The following is a 26027-nucleotide window of genomic DNA, read 5'->3' as shown; positions in this document are numbered from 1 at the left end:
TTTGTTTAGCAATATATTGTCGTGATAGAAAAATTAAGCGCGATCTTCCCACTCTTGAGCACGGGCGACTGCTTTTTTCCAACCTTCGTATTTATAGTTACGCTCGGTGGTTTCAATACCCGGCTTAAAGACGCGTTCAATGCTGGCTTTACTTTGCAGTTCATCCAAACTTTCCCAGAATCCAACGGCGATACCGGCTAAGTAAGCGGCACCCAACGCGGTGCTTTCACGGACTTCAGGACGTTCTACAGAGGTACCGAGAATGTCAGACTGGAACTGCATCAGGAAGTTATTCGCAACGGCGCCGCCATCTACACGTAATGCTTTGAGGCGCTCACCAGAATCAGCTTGCATCGCATCGAGGACATCGCGGGTCTGATACGCGATAGATTCCAATGTCGCACGGATAATGTGGTTGCGGTTTGCTCCACGCGTTAAACCAAAGATAGCGCCGCGCGCATACGGATCCCAATAAGGGGCGCCTAAGCCAGTGAATGCAGGCACCACATACACACCGTTACTGTCTTTGACTTTAGTGGCGAAATATTCGGAATCGGTAGATTCATCAATCAGTTTCAGCTCATCACGCAGCCACTGAATAGAGGCACCGCCTACAAACACCGCACCTTCAAGGGCGTAATTCACCTCGCCTTTAGGGCCGCAAGCAATTGTGGTTAGTAGACCATGATTGGAGCGAACCGCGGTATCACCAGTATTCATTAATAAGAAGCAGCCAGTTCCGTAGGTATTTTTTGCCATACCGGATTTTACACACAATTGACCATACAGTGCTGCTTGTTGGTCACCCGCGATACCAGAAATAGGGATACGAGTACCGCCTTTACCCCCAATGTTGGTTTGTCCGTAAACTTCAGAAGAAGGGCGGACTTCCGGTAGCATGTTACGAGGAATATTTAACGCTTTAAGGATTTTGTCATCCCATTCTAAATTACGAATGTTGAATAACATGGTACGAGAGGCGTTGGTATAGTCAGTAACGTGGACTCTACCTTGAGTCATTTTCCAAACTAACCAAGTATCGACAGTACCGAACAGTAATTCACCTTTTTCTGCGCGTTCACGAGCACCTTCGACGTTATCGAGGATCCATTTCACTTTGGTTCCAGAGAAGTAAGGGTCGACCACTAAACCGGTATTTTGGCGAATATACTCTTCAAGTTCTTTATCGTTGGTTTTTAAATGGGTGCAAAAGTCAGCGGTGCGGCGGCATTGCCAAACAATCGCATTATAGACAGGTTTGCCTGTCGCTTTCTCCCAAACAATCGTGGTTTCACGCTGGTTTGTGATACCGATACTCGCCACTTCATCGGTACGAATATCGGCTTTAGCGAGCACTTCAATCAGTGTGGAGCTTTGTGTTGCCCAAATTTCCATTGGGTCATGTTCTACCCAGCCAGGTTTCGGGTAGATTTGCGTGAATTCGCGCTGGGAAATACTGACGATATTTGCATCATGGTCGAGAACGACAGCTCGCGAACTGGTTGTGCCTTGATCAAGAGCGACAATATATTTTTTAACGATATTAGTTTCTGTTGTCATAATTTAAACCTGTTCAGCAATGGGTTAACCATATATGGGTAAACTTAGCTTTAGGTAAACCCGGTTAAGGGTCAACCTAGCTTGGAAATAAGAAACGGTATTAAGAGGATTTTTTTTCTTCCTCATCAGACTCGCAAGTCATGCAAGGCAGATGGCGACCAATGAGTTTACGGTAACCGAATGCCCCTAGCAGACCACCAACAATCGGCGCAGTCAATGGGACAAGGAAATAAGGAATATCACGTCCACCGGTCAGGGCAATATCACCCCATCCTGCTAAATAAGCCATGACTTTCGGACCAAAGTCACGTGCTGGGTTTAAGGCAAATCCGGTCAGTGGACCAAAAGAGCCGCCGATAACCGCAATTAAGATACCAATTAATAATGGTGCTAATGGGCCTTTAGGAACGCCGTTACCATCATCGGTTAAACCTAAAATTAAGCAGACTAAAATGGCGGTAATCACCAATTCAATAAAGAACGCATGGAGCACGCTGATTTGTGGTGCAGGGTAAGTTGAGAATACACCCGCAGTAAATAAACTTTCTTGTGTACCACGAACAATGTGGTGAACTTGTTCGTAATCGAAAAAGACAGGGGAATACATTGAGTAAACTAGAGCAGCGGCACAAAAGCCCCCAAGCATTTGAGCGATAATGTAAGGGATCACTTTTCGCTTATCAAAACACGCGAATAACCATAATGCTAACGTGACGGCAGGGTTTAAGTGAGCGCCAGAAATACCCGCAGTTAGGTAAACAGCCAGTGCGACGCCGAAGCCCCAAATTATACTAATTTCCCAAAGACCTAACTGGGCACCCGCAATACGTACAGCCGCGACACATCCTAAACCAAAAAAAACTAACAGAGCAGTTCCAAGAAACTCCGATATACACTGACCAGTCAGTGTTGAAGGTGTTATTTTGCTCATAAATATTCATCCTGCGATAATTGTTAAGAGAGGTGTTTTGCACGAGTATAATTTTCTTTACGAAAACTTATTCTGTTAATTTAACGAGAAAAAAGATAATCGAATATTGCGATTTGTGAAAACTGTGTGTCAAATCACCTAAAAACGAAAACAAACGATCATTTCTAGGGTCGAATTCAAACATTTGAATAGTTACGGCCGAAACAATTAATAGAATAATATTTGTAATCAAGTGTAAGTCACTGGACACAAAGGATCATGCTACTTACAATCGAGGGAAAGCGCTTATAAAGGGAGATCCGAACATGTCATTTGAAGTATTTGAGAAACTAGAATCCAAAGTTCAGCAAGCCATCGATACCATCGCATTAATGCAAATGGAAATTGATGAACTAAAAGAACAAAACAGTGCGTTAAGCCAAGAGTTACAAGCCAACAAATCAGGCACTGAATCACTGGTTCGTGAAAATGAACAATTGAAGCAAGAGCAGGCGACTTGGCAGGAGAGGTTACGTACGCTCCTCGGCAAGATGGAAGAAGTCTAATTCCCTTCATACTTCAAGCCACAGGGGTGTTGGCTTCGTTTGGATACCCGAATCACATACTTATGTATGCTCATCGGGATATCCTCCACTCGCCGCCTACCTGTGACTCGAATTATTTTGGGAATGTAGGGGTATGTAGAAGTGTTTTCTGGAAGAAGTAGGAAAACGGAAAACAGAGCAGAGCAGAGTAGAAAAGAAAAAGGCAGATAGTGATATCTGCCTTTTTTATGGAATTTGGTGGGGATTATTCGTCGATGGTTTCGTCGAAATCGTCGTTGGCTGCTTGGGTCAGTGGTTCTTCGGATAAAATCATGCCCGTGTTATCGGCATACAGATAATCGCCAGAGAAGAATGTCACGCCGCCAAAATTAACGCGGATATCGCTTTCGCCGATACCTTCGTCAGGGCAACCCGCAGGAATAGCGGCAACAGCTTGGATGCCGAGATCTAACTCCATTAATGCATCCACTTGACGGACGGCACCGTAAACCACAATACCTTCCCAGCCATTGTCTACCGCTAATCGAGCTAGTTCAGCGTCAATCAGCGCTTTACGCACTGAACCACCGCCATCCACCAGCAAGATGCGCCCATGGCCGTCTTCTTCCAGCAAATCATACAGAATGCCATTATCTTCAAAGCATTTTACTGTAATGATTTGACCGCCAAATGAAGTACGTCCACCAAAGTTGGAGAATAAAGGTTCTACTACATTAACGCTTTCTTGGTAGATGTCGCAGAGTTCGGAAGTATCATATTTCATAGGATTTAGGTCTTTTTTGCTGCAAGAGGAAAGTCAGTATATCCCTTTTAGTCACCGATTGGCAAAATTCCCGCCAGAAAATAAGCGGGAAAAGTCAAAAAAACAGCAAATAATTGAGACTATTTGCTCAGGATAACCCCAAGGGAGAATAAAACGTTGGTGACTAAAGTGATTTTCACCATATTTTCTAGCATTGGGCGCATCCCTTCAGGGGTAGGATCAGACAGGACTTTGCGCACATGATTCATCAGCATTGGTACCGCCAATAAGAATAACCAGCCCGCCCAACCTGTTAAATAGAGTAAATTGAAAAATACCAAACATAAGATTGAAACGATGATGATAATGGCGTGGTACATGCGCGCGCCTTGCGGACCTAAACGTACTGCCAACGTGTTTTTACCCGCTTTAATGTCATTTTCAATATCACGCATATTGTTGATATTTAAAACCGCCACAGACAGTAAACCGCAAGCTGTTGCTGGCAGGATAGTGATGATATTAAAGCTATTCGCTTGTAGGTAAAAAGTCCCTATCACACTTAACCAGCCAAAGAAAATGAGAACGGAAATATCCCCAAGGCCAAGGTAGCCATAAGGTTTTTTACCGACGGTATAAGTGATGGCTGCTACGATAGCCACTAACCCTAACCCAAGGAATCCGAAGGCATCTTCTGGCTTTTCACACGCGACAATAATCAACAATAGGCCTGACAGGCAAGCCGCGAAGATATTCAGCTTCAGCGCTTTTTTCATATCTTCTTTGGTGATAATGCCTTTTTGCATTCCGCGCAGAGGTCCGATGCGTTCAGCGGTGTCTGAGCCTTTAATCGCATCGCCATAGTCATTGGCGAGGTTAGATAAAATTTGTAATAAGCCCGCTGTGATAATAGAAAGCAGAGCAACTGGCCACTTAAAGTTACCCGTGAAATAGGTTAGTGCGGATCCAGTGACGATGGCAATCACCCCTAATGGTAGGGTTTTTGGTCGTAAACTTTCTAGCCAAGCTTGTTTGCGGCTGATTGAAGATGAGTTCATGTAATTTATTCACCGTACTCGTGATATTTCAAGGGGTAACGTGGCTTTGCTGCTGAGTGACCGTTTGAATTATTGGGAGTAAATGTTCTTATTAAGTTGGATTTTATATGTTAAAAGTGCAGCAATTTTGCTGCACTTTAGCTAACATCCATTAAGGATACATGAAAACCTGATAATTAATAAGATTATAAAATAAATCTACTCAGATCTTCGTCTGCGACCAGTTCGTCTAAGTGCTGGCGGACATACTCAGCATCGATTGTAATGCTTTGCCCGTCGCGCTCGCTGGCGTCGAAAGAGATATCTTCCATCAGACGTTCTAGCACAGTATGTAAACGACGCGCACCGATATTTTCGGTTGATTCATTCACTTGCCATGCAGATTCTGCAATTTTACGAATACCATCTGCGGTGAATTCAACGCTAACACCTTCTGTTGCCATCAGCGCTTTGTACTGTTCAGTCAAAGAAGCATTAGGCTCAGTTAAGATGCGCTCGAAATCTTCAGTGGTCAGCGCCTGAAGTTCAACACGAATTGGCAGACGACCTTGCAGTTCTGGAATCAAATCCGATGGGCTAGAAACTTGGAATGCGCCAGATGCAATAAACAGGATGTGGTCAGTTTTCACCATGCCGTGTTTGGTTGAGATGGTGCAGCCTTCAATTAATGGTAATAGATCACGCTGAACCCCTTCACGGGACACATCTGGACCTGAACTTTGACCACCGCGTTTACAGATTTTATCGAACTCATCAATAAACACGATACCGTTTTGTTCAACCGCTTCAATGGCTTGTTCTTTCAGCTCTTCAGGATTCACCAGTTTTGCGGCTTCTTCTTCTACCAGCAGTTTGAAAGCTTCTTTGATTTTCATCTTACGAGGCTTTTGCTTTTGACCTGCTAAGTTTTGGAACATCGATTGTAACTGGTTGGTCATCTCTTCCATGCCCGGAGGAGCCATGATTTCAACGCCCATTGGTGCTGCGGAAACTTCAATTTCAATTTCTTTATCGTCTAACTGACCTTCACGTAATTTCTTACGGAATGCTTGACGTGCTGGTGATTGCTCATCAACAGGCTCCGCTTGCCCCCAGTTATTTTTTGCCGGTGGGATCAACACATCAAGAATGCGTTCTTCTGCCATTTCTTCGGCACGATAACGGTTTTTCTCGATAGACTGTAAACGCACCATTTTTACCGCAGAATCGGTAAGATCGCGGATGATAGAGTCAACTTCTTTACCGACATAGCCCACTTCCGTGAACTTAGTCGCTTCAACTTTGATGAATGGTGCATTTGCCAGTTTGGCTAAACGGCGTGCGATTTCGGTTTTACCTACCCCGGTAGGACCAATCATCAGAATATTTTTTGGGGTCACTTCATGGCGTAAATGCTCATTCAACTGCATACGGCGCCAGCGGTTACGCAGGGCGATAGCAACTGAACGTTTAGCTTTATGTTGGCCAATAATATGGTTGTCGAGTTCGCTGACAATTTCGCGTGGAGTCATTTCGGACATGCTAGCAATCCTTATGATTTTGAAGAAATTTCTTCAAAGTTGACATTATGGTTGGTGTAAATACAGATATCTCCCGCTATTGCGAGGGCTTTTTCCGCGATTTCGCGAGCGCTTAAGTCTGTATTTTCGAGAAGGGCGCGTGCTGCGGATTGTGCATATGGGCCACCGGAGCCAATCGCAATCAGGTCATTTTCAGGCTGAACGACGTCACCATTACCCGTGATAATTAATGAAGTGTGTTCATCAGCGACGGCAAGCAGCGCTTCTAATTTGCGTAGCATGCGGTCTGTACGCCAATCTTTGGCTAATTCCACCGCCGCTTTAGTGAGGTGTCCTTGATGGAGTTCAAGTTTGCGCTCAAACAGTTCAAAGAGTGTGAATGCGTCTGCGGTGCCACCGGCAAATCCTGCAATGACTTTGTCGTTATATAAACGGCGTACTTTGCGGACATTGCCTTTCATGACGGTATTACCCATCGTCGCCTGTCCATCACCACCGATTACAACTTGGCCATTACGGCGAACACTTACGATTGTTGTCATGAGTTAGCCCCTGGTTGTATTACAAAAAGAATACAGTTGATTTCATTTTTTGATAGATAAATTTCAAGTGATAGCGGTCTATTCACTATCACTTGAAAGAGATTGAACTCAAAAATAACTGCTTACGAGTACGTTAAAACAGTAGATGGGGGGGGCGGGGGGATTTTTCAACCCCCTGAAGCACGAAGAATACAACCACTCACGCCAACGCCTGCTGCACGGTCACGCATGCTTTCAGCGGTGGACTTAGAATACGGGCCCAATACGATACGATGCCAGCCACCACCTACGGTGACGCGACTTTCGATACCGGCAAATGCGAGAGTGGCACGTACTGACTCAGCCTGCTCAGCTGTTTTAAATGAACCGCATTGCACGAGCATATTCTGCATTTTATTCACAGGCGCTGTCTCAGGCTTAGGCTCAGATTTCACTTCCGGTTTCACTTCTGGTTTTGTGACAGGCTGAGCTTGCTGAACTGGTGCAACTGGGCGTGTTTCAGGTTTTGGTTCAATAATCGACGGTTTGCGTTGGGTCGACGTTTCAATTGGTTTAGCTGGTTCGTTGATCACCACTTGTGAGCGCGGTACCGGCTTACCATTAAATGGCACTTCTTGCAGGTTGGTCACAGGTTGACGACGATCAGAATCCATTTGTTCTAACAGCTGGCGCTGCTCGGTGGTGAGATCAGACTGACGAATATTGCCACTATTTGTGCTCGGTTGCGATGGTGAAGTGTAATCTTGCCAAGGCTCTTCCAGCTCCCTTTTATAGCGCCAAGGCTCTTCAGGTTTCGGCGGCAGCGTGCTACCCGGTTTTGCAGCTTGAGTGGGAAGCGCCGTTTGAGGCGTTTCTTTTTTATTATGAGTAATAAAAAATAGTCCACCCACGAATAACAGCACAATAGCGACCGCCACAATTAATGTGGTTAGCGGTAGCCCTTGGGCCTTCTTCGATTTGCCTTTGCTTTTTTTACGAGCGGACGACCGTCCTCGAGCTACATAATCTTTTTGTGCCACGCTATTAATTCACTAGTTGTCAGTTGTTAATCGTTATTTAGGCCATATGTTACTTAACCTTAACGATTTTGCCTAGCATTTAGGCGCTTTTGTACTCTCTCTAACGATTAAATCAGAATCTAGGAGACGAGAACCTGCGGTGACACTATTTCCGTGTAGCTCCTCTAGCAACAATAGCATCGCATGGCGACCAATTTCCCTGCGAGGGTGATTGATGGTCGTGAGTGCGGGTAATGTATATTTAGCTTGCTCAAGGTTATCAAAGCCGACAAAAGAGATATCGTCGGGAATTTTCAAACCCATTTTCTTCGCTTGCCACATTGCCCCGAATGCCATGATATCAGTATGGCAGAAAACGGCAGTGGGTGGTTCAGGCAAGGAAAGTAATGTTTTTAATGCTTCGGCGCCGCTTTCATGAGAGAAATCACCTCGCACAATATAGCTCTCTCTCAGCCCTTCTCCGGTACGTAACATGGCTTTTTTATACCCTTCTAAACGGTATTGGCTATGTGGCATATCTTCAGGTCCTGCGATACACGCAATACGTTTATGTCCTTGTTTTAGAAGATAATGGGTGGCATTGAAGGCCGCGGTGAGGTTATCAATATGTACTGTTGGAAGTTTTAACTCTGGCGCGAATTCGTTGGCCATCACAATTGGCGGTAGGTTTTTTTGTTCTTCGGTTGAGACATCAAACGGTAAGTTAGAACCTAACAGAACCATGCCATCAATCTGTTTGGTAATGATCAGGTTGATAAAGGCATTTTCCTGTTTTTGTTGATGTTTACAGTCGCCAATCAGCACAAAGTAACCTTCGTGGGCGGCCACTTCTTCAATGCCGCAGATCACATCGCTGAAAAATGGATCGCTAATGTCTGGGACGATCGCCAGAATAGTTTTGGATTCATTGCGTTTATAGCTGCGGGCAAGGTTATGAGGGTAATAGCCAACGTCTAAGACGGCTTGCTCAACTTTTTGACGTGTTTGTAGGGAGACTTTTTCAGGGTTCATCAATGTTCGAGAAACGGTGGCTGTTGATACGCCAGCTGCGTTCGCGACATCTTTCATGGTCGCCGTATTATTGTGCTTTTTACTTTCCACAACGCCTTCCTTTGTCTATTTAATCGATTGCTTTTTTGAATGGCGCGAACACGTCATTTTGCTAATTAAAAGACATTCTAAAGAGTTTCACAATAATATCTGTTACCTGGTTTGCATAAAAAGTGTGACTTGCATCATTTTTTAGAGCTGCCTCGCAAATTTTAAAAATAGTTATAGTGATAACCACTTAATCCAAATTCTTAATCCATGCGTATATGGCAGAAATTGACGGTTTAGCTATTGTAGTCAGTTAGTTACATTACTCGCATTTCAGGTAAATTAGTGGTGTTAACCGTCCGTAGGATCCACGTCAATATTCCATTTTACCTTGCGGCTTTCCGGTTGCTTTAGTAACTCAGGTAATAATTGTGCCATAAACTGTTGGAGATAGGCGCGCGATGGATGTTGCAATAAAAGTTGCCAGCGAAAACGTCCACCTCGTTTGGCTTGAATGGATGGTGCAGGGCCTAAAATCCATAAGCGAGAGTCACTTTGTGGGTGTTGGCTAATATATTGGCGCACATTCTGTAAAAACTGCCTTGAATCCTGATTATTATGATCTTCAGAACGAATAAGAATGTGGCTAGTAAAGGGTGGAAGCATTGCCACCCGGCGCTCTTCAAGGGCTTCTTCGGAAAAGGCGTTATAGCCACTTTCTAATAAGGTCAGCAGAAGTGGGTGCTCAGGGTGGTGAGTTTGTAAGAACACTTCCCCTTGCTTGCCTGCTCGTCCCGCTCGTCCTGAGACCTGTATATATAATTGTGCAAAACGTTCGGCGGCTCTGAAATCGCTCGAAAATAAGGCGCCATCGACATCCAGCAATGCCACCAGAGTCACATCAGGAAAGTGATGCCCTTTAGCTAGCATTTGTGTACCGATCAAAATTCGTGCGCCGCCTTCATGGACAGCGTTCAAATGTTGCTCCAGCTCCCCTTTGCGGCTAGTGGTATCTCGGTCGATACGCGTCACGGGCACATCGGGAAATAGCTCGGAAATCCCTTCTTCCAGTTGCTCGGTTCCCATCCCAACAGGGACTAAATGTGTTGATCCACATTGTGGGCATTGGCGTGGGACAGGGCGCTGGCTATCACAGTGGTGGCAGCGTAACTGATGAAAATTTTGGTGCAAAGTATAGTAATGGTCGCAACGCTGGCACTCGGCTATCCAGCCACATTCATGGCAGATAAGCGCCGGGGAATAACCTCGGCGATTTAAAAATAAAATCACCTGATTATTTTGTGCGAGGTGACTTTTAATGTGTTGGATAAGTAAATGGGATAGCCCAAATTTAAGTGGCTGCCCTTTTAAATCAATTAAATGCTGCTCAGCAGGACGGGCATTACCTGCGCGGATCGTCAAATTTAATTGGCGATATTTATTTTGTTGAACATTGCTCAGTGTTTCGAGGGATGGCGTTGCGGTACCCATAATAATGGGAATATTTTCTTTTTTTGCACGGAAAACCGCTAAATCACGGGCATGGTAGCGCCAGCCATCTTGCTGTTTATACGAACTATCATGCTCTTCATCAATAATAATAATGCCAAGACGGGCAAATGGCGTGAACAAGGCAGAGCGCGTCCCGATGATAATGCCGTTAGAACCCTGTTTGGCGCGTAACCAAACCGCTAAGCGCTCACTGTCATTGAGCGCAGAGTGCAAAACATCGACAGGTACATTAAAGCGTTCACGGAAGCGATTAATGGTTTGAGGCGTTAAGCCAATTTCAGGGACTAATACTAAGGCTTGTTTACCTTGAGCCAGAATATTTTCTAACACGCTCAAGTAGACTTCAGTTTTCCCTGATCCGGTGATCCCTGCCAGTAACCACGGCGAAAAATTATCATCTTCTGCGCGAATTGCGCCTACAGCAGTGGCTTGCTCGCTATTGAGTCGTAAACGTTCTCCGCTGACGGCAAATTGTGACTGCCATTTTTCCGCAACCGGTTGAACAGGGTGCAACTCAGCATACTGTTTTTTCTTCAATGCTTGCAGGGCGCTTTCACTGATTTCAAGCTCACTAACTTGATGGCGATAAACCGGACGGCGGCGTAATAGCGCTAGCGCTTGCTGCTGTTTTGGGGATCGTTTTAATTCATTTAGATCCGCCGCTTGGCCTTCTTCAGTCACTTGCCATTGCCAGATCGGCGTAAATTCAGCGGGTTTCCCTTGGCGTAGTAGGGTCGGCATCGCGTGAAATAATACTTCGCCAATTGGGTAATGGTAATATTGGGATGACCACAGCAGCAACTGCCACAGATCGTCGGGGAACAAGGTTTTTGAATCTAACACCAGCTCCACGGTTTTGAGTTGCTCTTCGGGAAATTCGCTTTTATCGCTCAGATTGACAACCACACCAAGGGCTTGGCGTTTGCCAAAAGGCACCATGACTCGCCCACCGATGACGGGGACTGGCATATTGGCGCCCAAGAGATAATCAAATGTGCGATTTAAAGGAACAGGTAACGCCACCTGAACGACGATCATAGCTGGATTTCCGTCTGTTTTTTGTACAAAAATATGAGGGTATTCTGTTAGAGTACCACAAAAATCATGCTATTTTCATTGCGTGATAAACAGATTTTCTGTATGATCCGCCGCCTTTGGTATCAATTAATTTTGTTTTGCCAATAAACTAAATTTAATCAACACGACGTGTGGTGTCCGGCGTTAGGGCTGGAATGGCGACACGGCCTTATTAGAGGTTCTCCCATGAAAAAAGGTATTCACCCTAAATACGAAGAAGTTACTGCAACTTGTTCTTGCGGCAACGTAATGAAAATCAACTCAACAGCTGGTCACTCTCTGAACCTGGACGTTTGTGGTAACTGCCACCCGTTCTATACTGGTAAACAACGTGATGTTGCTACCGGTGGTCGTGTTGATCGCTTCAACCAGCGTTTCAGCATCCCAGGTGCTAAAAAGTAATAAAACCTGTCACGTTGAAGTTGATTTAACGTATTCAGTAAGAAAACCTGTTCAATTGAACAGGTTTTTTATTGCCTAAAATTTGCCAATTGGGTTATCAAAAACGGTAGGCGACCCCAAACATAAAGTCATGGCTGGCTAGGTTAATGGTTGAGGTGTCAGTGGCATTTTTGTCAAAAGCATTCGCCATGGAAATTTTGTATTTACCTGCTTCGGTAAATCGATAACCCAAGTCAAATGAGAGATTATCACTGAAAGCGTATCGGCTACCCAGCCCTAAACTCCATGCTAGCTTATTGATTCTATCTGACTTTGATTGATTGGAACTTTGTTTAAAGCCAAAAATTTCGAATTCTGACCGCTGTGTATTTTCATACCGCGTACTTGCCAATCCGAACCCAAAAGAAATATAGGGCGTGAAGGCAGTTTGGTTTTTCATATCATAGTAGCTATTCAACATGACAGTCGTCAGTGTGGCTTCGTTTTTCATATCTGCTGAACTATTTGGAACGGTGGAAAGTGCATTAAGGCTATGGGTGTTGCTCACCTTTCCTCGCATTCCCACTTCTAGTTCCGTACGGATAGGTATCGAGAATTGATTATAAAAATTGTAGCCAATGCCGATAAAATTACCAAAAGCAGGGTGGCTTTTATCACTAAATTTTAGCATTTTATAGTCGGGCTTTTTTTCATTGCTATATTCGAATTTGCTGTCATACATATTCAAAACTGATACACCAATTTTACTTGATATATAAACACCGTTATTACTGGATGCTATTGCTAAATTAGCAAACAACAAGCAACTTGAAGCCAAAAGTAAATTTTTCATTATTAAGCACCAGTGAATGATTTCGGATGGAACCTTACTGGAGTATAAGTGATGTGGGCGGAGTTATAGTCAGCGTAGGAAACTTCGAGGGATTGCGCTAAAAAGAGAGAATAAAACGAATACTTATCAGGATTAAATCCTGAAAAATAAAATAATAAACAAATAAATACTTATTATAATTGTAATATTTAGATTCAATAGCTGAAATAAAGAGGTTAGCACCTCAAAAATATGTATTAAGGTGCCAACTGTAAATCCTTAGAAACGGTAAGTTACACCAAACATAATGTCATGGCTTTTCACTTTGACTTTAGAGGTGTTTTCTTGGCTATCTGCGTAGTAACTCGCTTCTGATTTTCCTGCATCCAAGAAGCGGTATCCCATATCCAATGAAACGTGATTATTCACTCTGTATTGCGAACCTAAACCGACGCTCCACGCAAAGTTCGTGGTGGTTTTGGATTTAGTGTATTTTTCATGAGTAAATTCATTGGCACTCACAATATGTTGATTATAGTCGTATCGCATTTTGTGGTGAATGCTTGCCATACCTAACCCAACGCTGACGTATGGGGTAAATTTGGTGTCATTTTTGAAATCGTAATAGGTATTGAGCATTACCGTGTTTAAGGTGATATCGGTTTTAACATCATCGGAGCTGCTGAAAACACTTGGGTCGTTGAAAGATTCGAGATTGTGGCTTGTGGAGGCTTTTTCTCTCATCCCAAACTCAAGTTCAGTACGTAGAGGTAACGTGGTGGTTTTAGAAAAATCGTAACCGACGGCAATGTTGCCACCGAAAACAGAATCATTGGTATTTCCGAGATTGGTTTTTTCAAATTCGTTATCGCTGGTTTCCCATTTTTGATTGGAAACTTGGACAATTGAAGCCCCAATTTTACCTGAGACATACAGGCTTTCAGCCCCTGCAAAGGCAGCACTGGACACCAAACTGAGTAGAGATACGGCAATAATTTTTTTCATTATAAATTCCATTTAGCGGTGTATTTGGATCACCCAATATGAGCATAGATAACTATTTAATTTATCTATGCAGGACCCTATAAAACTTGATATACAGTATTCTTTATTTCTTAATATAATTAATAGGTTAGCTGTAAACATAGTCCTTATAGAAAAGAAAAACTTTGCTTTGTCTGAGCGATTAATTGCCCAAGAGATTAATCCATTGCAAAACCCCTACATTGGTTATCGGCAACAAATGAAATTGCTTAACAGTATGAAGATAATGAAAATAAATGATGGGAGGAGCAGAGGGTAAGAGCGTTATTTAGGTGAGATAGATTGCTAAGATAAGTCACACTCGACCCACATCAGCAAGTCGAGTGTTAAAGAAAGACGCAGAGGGATTAATATTCCCAAGTTTCTGGGTCAATACCCAGTTCGCGCATGATCTCTTTTGCTGCTTCAGGGATCTCATCATTGCGTTCTTTACGCAAATCATCATCATCCGGCAGCGGTTGACCAGTAAACGCATGCAAAAAGGCTTCACACAGTAATTCACTGTTAGTCGCGTGGCGCAAGTTATTGATCTGACGACGAGTACGTTCATCAGTTAAAATTTTCAGTACTTTTAAAGGAATCGATACTGTAATTTTTTTGACTTGCTCGCTTTTTTTGCCATGTTCAGCATACGGACTGACATATTCACCGTTCCATTCAGCCATGAGATACCTTGGATATATTCATTGATAATAAAATAATATACGAGTGTCAGTTTTCTGATCCTGAAGATGAAATTTTTTCAAGATACACTCAGCATACGGGTTAAGAATAAAGGGCTTAAGTTATTATTTAATACATATTAAAATCAATAAGTTAAGTCTTTTTATATGCCGATAATGTGGTCTCACTACCCATTGGCACATAATTATTATGGCTGATTATTCCATTAGTTGTTATAAACGTAAAGAGGTTTAGACGTCCGGACATGTTGACGGCTAAATTTGCTTTGAGTATGATTTGAGCTATCCCACACTTGGAGAGACACTCATGACATACAAAGCATCCACTATCGCGATACATAATGGACTCAATGAAGACTCGCAATTTGGTTGCGTTGTTCCTCCCATCTATTTATCTAGCACCTATAATTTTACGGATTTCAATGAACCGAGAACCCATGACTACTCCCGTCGTGGTAATCCTGGGCGAGATATTGTGCAGCGAACACTGGCACAGCTAGAAGGGGGAAGTGGTGCTGTGATGACGAATAGCGGGATGTCGGCTCTCCATCTATTATGCACCGTATTATTACAGCCGGGTGATTTACTCGTAGCTCCTCATGATTGTTACGGTGGCAGCTACCGTTTATTTAACAGCTTGAGCCAAAAAGGCGCTTATCAGGTTGAATTTGTTGACCAAGGCGACGAATCTGCACTGCAAGCTGCATTAGCGAGAAAACCCAAGCTGGTCCTCATCGAAACCCCAAGTAACCCGCTACTGAGAATTTACGATATTCAGCATATTTCGACGCTTGCACATCAAGCGGGGGCTTTAGTGGTGGTGGATAACACATTTTTAAGCCCTGCATTACAGCAACCATTAACGTTAGGTGCTGATTTTGTTGTACATTCTTGTACAAAATATCTCAATGGTCATTCAGATATTATTGCGGGTGCTGTGATTGCAAAAGAAGAGAAATGGGCTCTAGAATTAGCGTGGTGGGCGAATAATATCGGTGTTACTGGCGGTGCATTTGACAGTTATCTGCTACTCAGAGGGATGAGAACACTGTTGCCTCGCATAAAACAGCAGCAGCATAATGCAGGTGAAATCGTAAAATATCTTAAAACTCAGCCGCTGGTGAAGAAAATATATTATCCTGCCCTGAGTGACCATCCGGGACATCACATTGCTGCGGCGCAACAATCTGGCTTTGGCGCAATGTTAAGTTTTGAGTTTGCAGGCGATGAAGCGCAACTTCGTCAGTTTTTACAGGCGCTGAGCTTGTTTACATTAGCGGAATCTCTCGGTGGTGTAGAAACCTTGATTTCCCATACGGCGACCATGACCCATGCAGGCATGTCCCCTGAAGCGCGAGCCGCAGCAGGTATTACTGAGAGTTTACTGCGCATTTCGGTTGGTCTTGAAGATAGTCAGGATCTTATCGCAGATTTAAGCCACGCATTTAAGGTTGCGTCATAACGTTAGCGGAGTTTTTGATGAGTGCAATAACAGCATTTGAGGTGATCCCTTGTCACCGGCAGTTACATAAGTTTGGCGGCAGTAGTTTAGCAGATGTGAAATGTTATCAGCGAGTCGCCACCATTATGGCGAATTATAGCCAGCCGGGCGATTTAATGGTTGTTTCTGCGGCAGGGAGTACCACAAATCAGCTGATTAACTGGCTAAAGTTAAGCCAAAGTGACCGTATTTCTGCTCATCAAGTGCAGCAAGCGCTACGCCGTTATCAGCAAGATTTGATTAGCGGCCTACTTTCTGAAGAGAAGGCTGATGAACTCAATCAGCTGTTTGTTACGGATTTAGAACGACTCAGCTGGCTACTGGATAAACCTATCAATGATGCGACTTATGCGGAAGTCGTGGGGCACGGTGAAATTTGGTCTGCGCGTTTAATGTCCGCAGTGCTTGAACAGTCCGATATGGCGAGCGCTTGGTTAGATGCGCGTGCATTTTTACGCGCAGAAAGAGCCGCGCAGCCACAGGTGGATGAGGTTCAATCCCGCCATCTCTTACAGCAATTATTAGTGCAATATCCTCAGCGCCGTCTTGTGGTCACGGGGTTTATTTCTCGCAACCAAAAAGGCGAAACCGTCCTATTGGGACGTAACGGCAGTGACTATTCGGCCACGCAAGTAGGGGCATTAGCCGATGTCGGCAAAGTCACCATTTGGAGTGATGTGGCAGGGGTGTACAGTGCGGATCCTCGCAAGGTGAAAGATGCATGCCTATTACCGTTATTGCGTTTAGATGAAGCGAGCGAATTGGCACGTCTTGCCGCGCCTGTATTGCATACCCGTACTTTGCAGCCTGTTTCTGTCAGCAATATTGATTTGCAGTTGCGCTGTAGCTACCAGCCGGAGCAGGGTTCAACCAAAATTGAGCGTGTATTAGCCTCGGGTACGGGGGCAAAAATTGTCACCAGCCACAACGATGTGTGCTTAATTGAGCTGCGAATTGCCGCAGGGCGCGACTTTAACCAAATCTGCAAGGACGTGGATTTATTATTAAAACGCGTACAACTTCGCCCACTGGCGCGAGGTATTCACCATGATCGCGCTATCTTGCAGCTGTGCTACACCTCGGAAGTGGTGGAAAGTGCATTGAATGTGTTGGAAGAAGCGGCATTACCTGGGGTTCTCTCATTACGTGAAGGTTTTTCACTGGTGGCGCTGGTCGGTGCTGGTGTGTGTAAAAAACCGCTGCACAGCCACCGTTTTTATGAAGAACTTAAAGGGCAGCCTGTTGAGTTTATCTGGCACTCAGAAGATGGTATTAGCTTAGTCGCGGTACTGCGTACGAATCAAACTGAGCATATTATTCAAGGTATGCACCAAAGCTTATTCCGTGCCGAAAAGCGCATTGGTTTAGTGTTGTTTGGTAAAGGCAATATTGGCGCCCGCTGGTTAGAACTGTTTTCGGTCGAGCAGCACAATATTTCTGCTCGCAGTGATTTTGACTTTGTTTTGGCGGGCGTGGTGGATAGCCGCCGCAGTTTATTGAATTACCAAGGTATTGACCCAAGCCGTGCATTAGCTTTCTTTGATGATGAAGCAGTAGAGCATCAGGACGATAATCTGTTTTTATGGATGCGAGCGCACCCTTATGATGACCTGATTGTCTTGGATGTTACCGCCAGCGGCGAGCTTGCCAATAGTTATGTGGACTTTGCGAGTTACGGTTTCCATGTCATTAGTGCAAACAAAATCGCAGGGGCAGCACCGACTCAGCAATATCGTGAAATCCGTGATGCATTTGCGAAAACAGGGCGCCATTGGCTTTACAACGCGACCGTCGGTGCTGGGTTGCCGATCAACTATGCAGTGCGCGATCTCAAAGAAAGTGGTGACGCGATTCTGGCGATCAGCGGGATCTTCTCCGGTACATTATCGTGGCTATTCTTGCAGTTTGATGGCTCAGTGCCTTTCAGTGAGCTTGTTGAGCAAGCTTGGCAGCAAGGATTAACGGAACCAGACCCTCGAATTGATTTGTCTGGGCAAGATGTGATGCGCAAGCTCATTATTCTGGCGCGAGAAGCGGGCTATGACATCGAACCGGATGACGTGCGCGTGGAATCGTTAGTGCCAGCGCAAGCGGAAACGGGCTCACTGGATGAGTTCTTTGAAAATAGTGCCGTGATTAACGAGCAGATGCAGCAGCGCTTAGAAGCCGCGAAGGAACTGGGATTAGTGCTACGTTATGTGGCGCGGTTTGATGCGGTGAAAGGTAAAGCAAAAGTGGGTGTCGAGGCGGTTAAACCTGAGCATCCGTTAGCCTCTTTATTACCGGGGGATAACGTTTTTGCCATTGAAAGCCGTTGGTACCGAGATAACCCATTGGTGATCCGTGGACCCGGTGCGGGTCGCGATGTGACAGCCGGCGCCATTCAATCTGACTTGAATCGACTCTCTCAGCTTTTATAAAATCAGCAACGCACGGGTTAGATAAACTCGTGCGTTGTCTTCATTTCTCAAATTTTCCCATTCCTATTTTATTCTTAAATAAGATTCATGACTTAAAAGTGCTGAATCGACGATAGATTGCGCTGACGCAATGCTTAAATAAGAAAAATTAATAAAAATGGTGTTGTAATTAAATTTCAGAAAAATCACCCAAAGCGCTTTTTTTCTGATATGAATATAGGGTACAGGGTGAAATTCGCGGTCTGCATCACAAAACATAATTCTAGCCGACTGAAATTTTATTACAGGAAATCCAGCGCAGTTTGTTAACCGTTCACGAGAAGCGGGGTGGCATCCTGCCAACAGCACAAGATCAGGAGTCCCATGAATCAGCAATATTCCGCAATGCGCAGTAATGTCAGTATGTTGGGTAAGCTACTCGGTGATACCATCAAAGACGCTCTTGGTGAAGATATCCTCGATAAAGTCGAATCTATTCGCAAGCTATCCAAATCCTCCCGCGCAGGTAATGAAGTTCAGCGCCAAAAATTATTAATGACCTTGCAAACGCTCACCAACGATGAGCTATTACCTGTTGCGAGGGCATTCAACCAATTCTTAAACTTAACCAACGTGGCAGAGCAGTACCACAGTATTTCTCCTCATGGCGAAGCGGCCAGTAATCCTGTTGCCCTACAGAAATTATTTGGGCGTTTGAAAGAGCACGATTTTAGCCACGGTGATATTCAAAAAGCCGTTGAAGAACTTTCCATTGAGCTGGTGCTGACTGCCCATCCAACTGAAATCGCCCGCCGCACCTTAATTCACAAACTGGTTGAGGTGAACACCTGTTTATCCCAGCTCGACCATGATGATTTAGCAGATTACGAACGCAACAATATTATGCGCCGTTTACGCCAATTGGTGGCGCAATCTTGGCATACCGATGAAATTCGTAAAATTCGCCCAACGCCAATCGATGAAGCTAAATGGGGTTTTGCGGTTGTTGAAAACTCTCTATGGGACGGTGTTCCTGCATTTTTGCGAGAATTTAACGAGCAACTCGAAGAGTCTATTGGCGCAGGATTACCCGTGGAAGCAAACCCAATTCGCTTCACGTCATGGATGGGCGGCGACCGTGATGGTAACCCGAATGTAACCGCGGAAGTCACTCGCCACGTTCTATTATTAAGTCGTTGGAAAGCCGCCGATTTATTCTTGAAAGATATTCAGGTCTTGGTGTCGGAGCTGTCCATGACAGAAGCAACGCCAGAACTGCGTGCGCTAGCTGGTGGTGATGATGTGGATGAGCCTTATCGACAAATTGCCAAAAACCTGCGTAGCCAACTATTTTCTACATTGGAATATTTAGAGCGTCGAGTGAAAGGCGAGCAAGTTCTGCCGCCAGCGGATTTACTGACGGATAACGCGCAACTGTGGGATCCACTCTATACCTGCTACCAATCGCTCGTTGCCTGCAATATGAGCATTATTGCCAATGGCTCACTGTTAGATACACTGCGTCGTATTCGCAGCTTTGGTTTGCAATTGGTGCGTATCGATGTGCGCCAAGAAAGCACTCGCCATACTGAAGCACTGTCTGAGCTGACAGAATATTTGGGACTGGGTAACTATGGCAATTGGTCAGAACAAGAGAAACAAGATTTCTTACTGGCTGAGCTGCAATCTCGTCGTCCGTTGATCCCTCAAGACTGGCAACCGACAGCAGAAACGCAAGAAGTATTCGAAACGTGCCGCGTCATCGCCAAAGCGAAGAATGACTCTATCGCCGCTTACGTGATCTCGATGGCGAAAGTGCCATCCGACGTTTTAGCCGTCAAACTCCTGCTAAAAGAAGCGGGTGCGTCAATTAAATTACCGGTTGCGCCACTGTTCGAAACCCTTGAAGACTTAAATAACGCCGAAAGCGTGATGACTAAGTTACTCAGTATTGAGTGGTATCGTGAGCTGATTGATGATCGCCAAATGGTGATGATTGGTTACTCCGATTCTGCAAAAGATGCTGGCGTGATGGCGGCATCATGGGCGCAATATCGCGCACAAGATGCCTTGATTAAGTTATGCGATAAAGCCGGCGTGAAATTGACACTGTTCCACGGTCGTGGCGGCACCATCGGTCGTGGCGGTGCGCCAGCACACTCTGCACTACTTTCCCAACCACCGGGAAGTTTAAAAGGCGGGCTGCGTGTGACGGAACAAGGCGAGATGATCCGCTTTAAGTTTGGTCTACCGCAAGTGACGATTAGCAGCTTGGCCATGTACGCGAGCGCTATCCTCGAAGCTAACTTATTGCCGCCGCCAGAGCCAAAAGAAGAGTGGAAGGCGGTGATGAATTCGCTGTCTGATGTATCTTGCGCCATGTATCGTGATTATGTGCGTGAACAGCCTGACTTTGTCCCGTATTTCCGTGCGGCGACCCCAGAGTTAGAGCTGGGTAAATTACCATTAGGTTCTCGCCCTGCAAAACGTCGTCCTACTGGGGGCGTTGAAACTCTTCGCGCTATTCCTTGGATTTTCGCGTGGACGCAAAACCGCTTGATGTTACCAGCGTGGTTAGGTGCAGGTGCAGCGCTGAAACATGTTATCGAAAAAGAAGGCAAACAAGCGGTGCTGGATGAAATGTGGCAAGAGTGGACATTCTTCAAAACCCGTATTGCGATGCTGGAAATGGTGTACGCGAAAGCCGATTTATGGCTGGCGGAATACTATGACCATTGCCTCGTTGAAAAACGTTTATGGCCACTGGGACAAAAGCTGCGTGACCAGTTATCCGAAGATATTAAGAGTGTTTTAGCGGTCTCTAAAGATGAAGCGCTAATGGCGGATTTACCGTGGATTGCAGAATCCATCGCGCTACGTAACGTCTATACTGACCCACTGAACGTATTGCAGGCTGAGCTATTGCAGCGTTCTCGCCAACAAGAGCATCCAGACCCGCGCGTGGAACAAGCGTTGATGGTGACCATTGCGGGTGTTGCGGCGGGTATGCGTAACACTGGCTAGCGATTAGTTTGTGTCAGTAAAAAGGCTGCCAAGGGCAGCCTTTTTCGTTTATGGCCGAGCGTTATTTTTTCTTCTGATCATTAGGGATCAGATGATAAGGCGAGCGCGCCCGTGGATGGATAAAGAAATGGTTGGTTGGGGCATTGTGCGTTTTGATATGCACCATGGAGACGTTGGTGGATTTTCCAGCTTTGTTGTGGAGTGCATAAATCACAAAAGGCAGCAGGAAGATAATCACAAAACTGACTGCGAGCAGCGTCACGTAAGTCGTATCATCTGCTCCGCCCGGCAATGAGCTTGGCGGAAAGAATGACACCACAAATGCCAGAATTGAGATCGCTAACCCAACAAAAGCGATTAACAATTTAAAGCTTTTACCACCTGGAATGTTGAATGCTCGTTTTTTATCTGATTGTTTGCAGATTAACTGCATATAGCCGAGGAACAGCATAAAGTAGCTACACAGATAAATAACGACGGTTAATGCCAGCGCTATCAGGAATGACATATTCCCGCCACCACCCGTGTTGGTAAGGACAATAATTGCCACTGTGGTGATCAGTAATTGAGAAATCACTAAGGTGACTGGCACGCCATTTTTATTCACTTTGGCAAAGCTTTTCGGCAAAATTCCTTTTTGTGCAGCAACATACATCCCACGAGAAGGTCCCACAATCCAAGAGGCAATTTCAGCTAATACGCCGAGTAACAGCAATGCAGCAATAATCCGTACTGCCCACTCTAGGGTGGAATTAAAATGGCTGACGAGAACTTCAAAGGTTTGTACCACACCCGCAGATAGATTGATTTCGCTGTTAGGGATCACAGCAGCGACCGATAAACCACCGATTGAGCTTAAGCAAATCGCAGCTATCATCAGTAAAAACATTGCCGCCGGGTAATCTCGACCGGGATTTTTCATCTCGTTGACGTGAGTTGCTGAAGCTTCAACACCCATATAGCTGAGAATAAAGGCGACAAAGACTACCAATGTACCGATTTGTGTAAAGTCAGGAATAAAGGTTTTCGCGCTGATTTCGATAGCTAAAGGTGCACCACTTGCCAAGTAGCTAATTGCTAACCCAACGAGAATTAAAGCTGGTAATAAAATCCCCGCAAAGAAACCAACTTTTGCGATACTTGCTGTATATTTGGTTCCACCAAATTGGGTGAAGGCGAGAACCCATAAAATGACCAGAGCACCGATGGTTTTGGTGATGGGGTCGGTATTGAGTTCTGGCCAATTTAATATGTAGGATAGGGCGCCGAGTACAAAGTACAGCATCGGAATAAAACCTATCGCAATTTGCAGATAACCAAATGAAATCGCCGCAAATCCCCAACGCTCTCCCAATGTGTTGGAAACCCACGCGAAAATCCCCCCTTCTTCCCAACCGTCAACGGTGGCCATTTCGGCAGCACATAAGGCTACGGGGATAAACCACAGCAATCCCCCTAAGAGTAAAAAGAAGACTAAACTGAAACCCGATGTGGCGAATGTCGGATATTCATAGACCGCCATTACCATAGACGCGGTGATCGCAAAAAAACCTAACAAGGTGAGTTGTTTTGCGGCTGGAGCTGTTGTTGACGTCGCCATGTCTATTCTCCTGTCATATGTTTTACGAAGTCAGTCGGCGTATAAATGAATACGCCGACTGGATAACGACTAAGGATTAGCTGTGATTGAAACCGCCACTTTCTTCTTCAGAAAGTGGCGTACTGACGGGGTGTTTCTCGAAATATTCAAGGGTGCGTTTGAAATCTTCGATGAGCAGTGAGGCGAGGTCGAGGCTGACACCATGGCGGACTAAAATACGTTGGATCACCAAGTCTTCACGGTTTGCAGGCATTGAGTAAGCAGGGACTTGCCAGCCGCGACTACGTAATTTATCTGCAATATCATATAAAGAGTAGTTACTGGTTTTCACGCCGTCTTTTAATTTCCATGCCAGTGCTGGGATACCTTTGGCACTATCGCCATCAAAGATCATTTCAAATGGACCCAGTTTTTCAATTTCACGGGCAAGGTATTGGGCAGTGGCATAGCAGGCATTATGAATTTTCGCGTAGCCTTCGCGACCCAGGCGCAGGAAGTTGTAATACTGTGCAATGATTTGCCCACCCGGACGAGAGAAGTTTAATGCGAAGGTTGGCATATTCCCGCCAAGGTAGTTCACATTGAAAATGAGCTCTTCTGGGAGATCTTTTGCCTCACGCCAAATCACCCAACCGGCACCTAATGGCGCTAAACCAAATTTGTGCCCAGATGCGTTGATGGATTTAACACGAGGTAAGCGGAAATCCCATTCCAGAGTAGGAGCACAGAAAGGCGCGAGGAAACCACCACTTGCACCATCCACGTGAATAGGGATATCTAAGCCAGTCTCTTTTTGCAGTTTATCCAATGCATCATGAACGGCTTTAACAGGTTCATATTGGCAAGTGAAAGTCACGCCCAGAGTTGGAACCACACCAATGGTGTTTTCATCAACGCGTTTGATAACTTCTTCTGGGCTCATGATCAGGCGGTCGCCTTCAAGCGGAATTTCACGCAGTTCGACATCAAAATAACGGGCAAATTTATGCCAACAAATTTGGACAGGGCCACAGATTAAGTTAGGTTTATCGGTTGGTTTTCCTTTGGCGGCTTGTTTTTTACGCCATTGCCATTTTAAAGCCAGCCCTCCTAACATTGCGGCTTCTGAAGAGCCAATCGTTGAGCAGCCTAATGTATTAAGTGCGTCAGGAGAGTTCCATAAATCAGCGAGCATATGCACGCAGCGGTTTTCAATTTCGGCGGTTTGCGGATATTCGTCTTTATCAATCATGTTTTTATCGATAGAGAGATCCATCAAACCGCGAATTTCGTCATCTACCCATGTTTGGCAAAATGTGGCTAAGTTTTGTCGGGAATTACCATCTAGCATTAGCTCATCACGTACTGCGCTAAATACATTCCTCGGGTCGCTTTCTTTGATTGGGAATTTCGTTTTTGGTAAGGATTGGGATAAATCAAATGAAGCATAGATATCATCTAATTCACTATATTTTGAAGATACTGATTTATTATTCATACAACGAATCTCCTCAATAATTGAGATGTTATTACTAGGAATGATCAATAATCTTATATTTTCATATAAGCATAAAAATAAGTCAGAATAAAGTCCTTTAAAAGGAAGTCTTATTTTAATAGTGATTAATTTGATTATTTGTTTTTATGGTAAATATGATTTAAATCTGAAGTTAATAAGTTATAACAATTATATAACATTGTTACTCTGGTTTTTCACTAAGTAGTTCAATGTAAAAAAATGAGTTATATCAATGGGCTGTGAGTTATCACTGGCTGCGTAAGCTATTGAAAAACAATATTTCTATTGTTATGAATATAATAGTGAATAAGAATGAAATAGCGTTTTATGTGATTTTTTAATCATATTAATCACCACATCAATAAAAGACTGTTTGTTTTGGGTTGATCTGGTTTCAGTTTTTTAATTAAATATTCACTTTTTTTATTATATTTGGATATGCTTAAGGAATTATTTCTGCAATATATTTAATATCTAGTCTAATAATGACTAGTTTAATTTTGTATTAATTATAGGGAATAGCGATAAATAGAATAAAGGGAAGGCGAATATGACTGGGTTAATTCACGATAAATGAATTAACCCAATAAGTGATATGGAATAAAGTGGTTATTGCGGCCTAACACCCAATGTATGGCAAATGGCGTAAGTCAGTTCAGAGCGGTTTAAGGTGTAAAAATGGAAATCTTTTACGCCTTCACGACTTAAAATTTTCACCATGTCCATGGCAATTGACGCACCAACAAGATTGCGGCTTTCAGGGTCATCATCCAAGCCTTCGTACATTCTATTCATCCAACTTGGGATACGCACATTGGTGATTTTGGCAAAACGTTCTAGCTGGCGGAAGTTAGAGACAGGCAAAATTCCCGGTACGATTTCCACATCAATACCCGTTGCTACACAGCGGTCACGAAAACGTAGGTAGCTTTCAACATCGAAGAAAAATTGGGTAATGGCGCGGTTGGCTCCGGCTTCAATCTTTTTCTTCAAATTGATTAAGTCTGCCTGAGCACTTTTGGCTTCAGGGTGTACTTCGGGGTAAGCGGCGACGGAAATGTCAAAGTCAGCTTCAGTTTTCAGTAACTCAACCAAGTGCTCTGCATACATATCGGGCTTATTGCTGTTATCAGGAAAGTCCCCTCGTAATGCCACAATATGGCGAATACCGTTGTTCCAATAATCTCGAGCGATGGCTTTTAGCTCATCAGGGCTGGCATCGATACACGTTAAGTGCGGCGCGGCCACTAATCCTGTTTTATCTTTGATATCTTTGATGATGCTATGGGTTCTATCTCGCTCACCGGAGTTAGCGCCGTAGGTGACAGAGACAAAATTCGGTTTTAAGACCTTGAGCCTATCGATAGACTTCCACAATGTTTGTTCCATTTCTGCTGAGCGAGGTGGGAAAAATTCAAATGAAACATTAATCTGCCCATCTAATTCAGCTAAATTTTGGTTCAACGCTTCGCGCTGATTTGCGTGAAAAAAACTCATACCCTGTGACCTCGCCTCAAGAAA

20 protein-coding genes are annotated in these 26027 nt (G+C 44.5%); 5 read left to right on the top strand and 15 right to left on the bottom strand.

Annotation, left to right across the window (positions count from 1 at the left end; all coding sequences use genetic code 11):
* Positions 1–33 precede the first annotated feature (33 nt).
* Positions 34–1560 (bottom strand): glycerol kinase GlpK, encoded by a 1527-nt coding sequence (gene glpK / locus LDO51_RS05660; RefSeq protein WP_225576652.1) that lies wholly within the window; start codon positions 1558–1560, stop codon positions 34–36.
* 100 nt (positions 1561–1660) lie between these two features.
* On the bottom strand, positions 1661–2491 hold the full coding sequence (locus LDO51_RS05655) for an MIP/aquaporin family protein (protein WP_225576651.1): 831 nt from the start codon (positions 2489–2491) through the stop codon (positions 1661–1663).
* Positions 2492–2796: 305 nt separating this feature from the next.
* Between LDO51_RS05655 and zapB the strand changes: the two genes are divergently transcribed.
* Positions 2797–3036 (top strand): cell division protein ZapB, encoded by a 240-nt coding sequence (gene zapB / locus LDO51_RS05650; protein ID WP_108479177.1) that lies wholly within the window; start codon positions 2797–2799, stop codon positions 3034–3036.
* A 244-nt stretch (positions 3037–3280) separates the two neighbouring features.
* On the opposite strand, the gene rraA is transcribed toward zapB, so the two are convergent.
* From rraA to priA, 7 genes are all read right to left on the bottom strand, one after another.
* Complete coding sequence (gene rraA, locus LDO51_RS05645; protein WP_036950850.1) at positions 3281–3799, bottom strand: ribonuclease E activity regulator RraA; 519 nt, start codon at positions 3797–3799, stop codon at positions 3281–3283.
* 119 nt (positions 3800–3918) lie between these two features.
* Positions 3919–4836, bottom strand: a complete 918-nt coding sequence (locus LDO51_RS05640) for a 1,4-dihydroxy-2-naphthoate polyprenyltransferase (protein WP_225576650.1) — start codon at positions 4834–4836, stop codon at positions 3919–3921.
* 185 nt (positions 4837–5021) lie between these two features.
* Positions 5022–6356 carry an HslU--HslV peptidase ATPase subunit gene (hslU, locus tag LDO51_RS05635; RefSeq protein WP_108479178.1) on the bottom strand — a complete coding sequence of 445 codons (1335 nt, stop codon included), beginning with the start codon at positions 6354–6356 and terminating at the stop codon, positions 5022–5024.
* A gap of 11 nt (positions 6357–6367) precedes the next feature.
* On the bottom strand, positions 6368–6898 hold the full coding sequence (gene hslV / locus LDO51_RS05630; protein ID WP_006660514.1) for an ATP-dependent protease subunit HslV: 531 nt from the start codon (positions 6896–6898) through the stop codon (positions 6368–6370).
* Positions 6899–7065: 167 nt separating this feature from the next.
* The gene (ftsN, locus tag LDO51_RS05625) at positions 7066–7917 is read right to left on the bottom strand and encodes a cell division protein FtsN (RefSeq protein WP_225576649.1); all 852 of its coding nucleotides are present in this window, start codon (positions 7915–7917) and stop codon (positions 7066–7068) included.
* Positions 7918–7989: 72 nt separating this feature from the next.
* On the bottom strand, positions 7990–9018 hold the full coding sequence (gene cytR / locus LDO51_RS05620; RefSeq protein WP_225576648.1) for a DNA-binding transcriptional regulator CytR: 1029 nt from the start codon (positions 9016–9018) through the stop codon (positions 7990–7992).
* A gap of 288 nt (positions 9019–9306) precedes the next feature.
* A complete protein-coding gene (gene priA, locus LDO51_RS05615) occupies positions 9307–11505 on the bottom strand; it encodes a primosomal protein N' (protein ID WP_225576647.1) in 2199 nt (732 codons plus the stop codon).
* A 225-nt stretch (positions 11506–11730) separates the two neighbouring features.
* On the opposite strand from priA, the gene rpmE reads away from it, so the two are divergent.
* Positions 11731–11946: a 50S ribosomal protein L31 gene (rpmE, locus tag LDO51_RS05610; protein WP_036950864.1), complete on the top strand. Its 216-nt coding sequence runs from the start codon at positions 11731–11733 to the stop codon at positions 11944–11946.
* Positions 11947–12043: 97 nt separating this feature from the next.
* Here the strand turns inward: rpmE and LDO51_RS05605 are convergent, their stop codons facing one another.
* The 3 genes from LDO51_RS05605 to metJ form a co-directional block, all read right to left on the bottom strand.
* The gene (locus tag LDO51_RS05605; RefSeq protein ID WP_225576646.1) at positions 12044–12778 is read right to left on the bottom strand and encodes an outer membrane protein; all 735 of its coding nucleotides are present in this window, start codon (positions 12776–12778) and stop codon (positions 12044–12046) included.
* Positions 12779–13036: 258 nt separating this feature from the next.
* Positions 13037–13762 (bottom strand): outer membrane protein, encoded by a 726-nt coding sequence (locus tag LDO51_RS05600; RefSeq protein WP_225576645.1) that lies wholly within the window; start codon positions 13760–13762, stop codon positions 13037–13039.
* A 386-nt stretch (positions 13763–14148) separates the two neighbouring features.
* Positions 14149–14466, bottom strand: a complete 318-nt coding sequence (metJ, locus tag LDO51_RS05595) for a met regulon transcriptional regulator MetJ (protein ID WP_036950870.1) — start codon at positions 14464–14466, stop codon at positions 14149–14151.
* 325 nt (positions 14467–14791) lie between these two features.
* Here metJ and metB point away from each other — a divergent pair, with 325 nt between their 5' ends.
* The 3 genes from metB to ppc all read left to right on the top strand — a co-directional run bounded on the left by metB (position 14792) and on the right by ppc (position 21408).
* Positions 14792–15946, top strand: a complete 1155-nt coding sequence (gene metB, locus LDO51_RS05590) for a cystathionine gamma-synthase (protein ID WP_225576644.1) — start codon at positions 14792–14794, stop codon at positions 15944–15946.
* Between the two features lie 17 nt (positions 15947–15963).
* On the top strand, positions 15964–18405 hold the full coding sequence (locus tag LDO51_RS05585) for a bifunctional aspartate kinase/homoserine dehydrogenase II (RefSeq protein ID WP_225576642.1): 2442 nt from the start codon (positions 15964–15966) through the stop codon (positions 18403–18405).
* A 363-nt stretch (positions 18406–18768) separates the two neighbouring features.
* Positions 18769–21408: a phosphoenolpyruvate carboxylase gene (ppc, locus tag LDO51_RS05580; protein WP_225576641.1), complete on the top strand. Its 2640-nt coding sequence runs from the start codon at positions 18769–18771 to the stop codon at positions 21406–21408.
* A 61-nt stretch (positions 21409–21469) separates the two neighbouring features.
* On the opposite strand, the gene gadC is transcribed toward ppc, so the two are convergent.
* The 3 genes from gadC to metF form a co-directional block, all read right to left on the bottom strand.
* A complete protein-coding gene (gadC, locus tag LDO51_RS05575; protein ID WP_225576640.1) occupies positions 21470–23008 on the bottom strand; it encodes a glutamate:gamma-aminobutyrate antiporter in 1539 nt (512 codons plus the stop codon).
* Between the two features lie 76 nt (positions 23009–23084).
* Positions 23085–24485, bottom strand: a complete 1401-nt coding sequence (locus LDO51_RS05570; protein ID WP_225576639.1) for a glutamate decarboxylase — start codon at positions 24483–24485, stop codon at positions 23085–23087.
* Positions 24486–25115: 630 nt separating this feature from the next.
* Positions 25116–26003, bottom strand: a complete 888-nt coding sequence (metF, locus tag LDO51_RS05565) for a methylenetetrahydrofolate reductase (RefSeq protein ID WP_225576637.1) — start codon at positions 26001–26003, stop codon at positions 25116–25118.
* Positions 26004–26027 lie beyond the last annotated feature (24 nt).

The sequence above is a fragment of the Providencia alcalifaciens genome, assembly GCF_020271745.1.
GTDB lineage: Bacteria > Pseudomonadota > Gammaproteobacteria > Enterobacterales > Enterobacteriaceae > Providencia > Providencia alcalifaciens_B.
The sequence above is the reverse complement of the archived record's forward strand: the minus strand, read 5'-3'. Positions and strand labels throughout refer to the sequence as shown.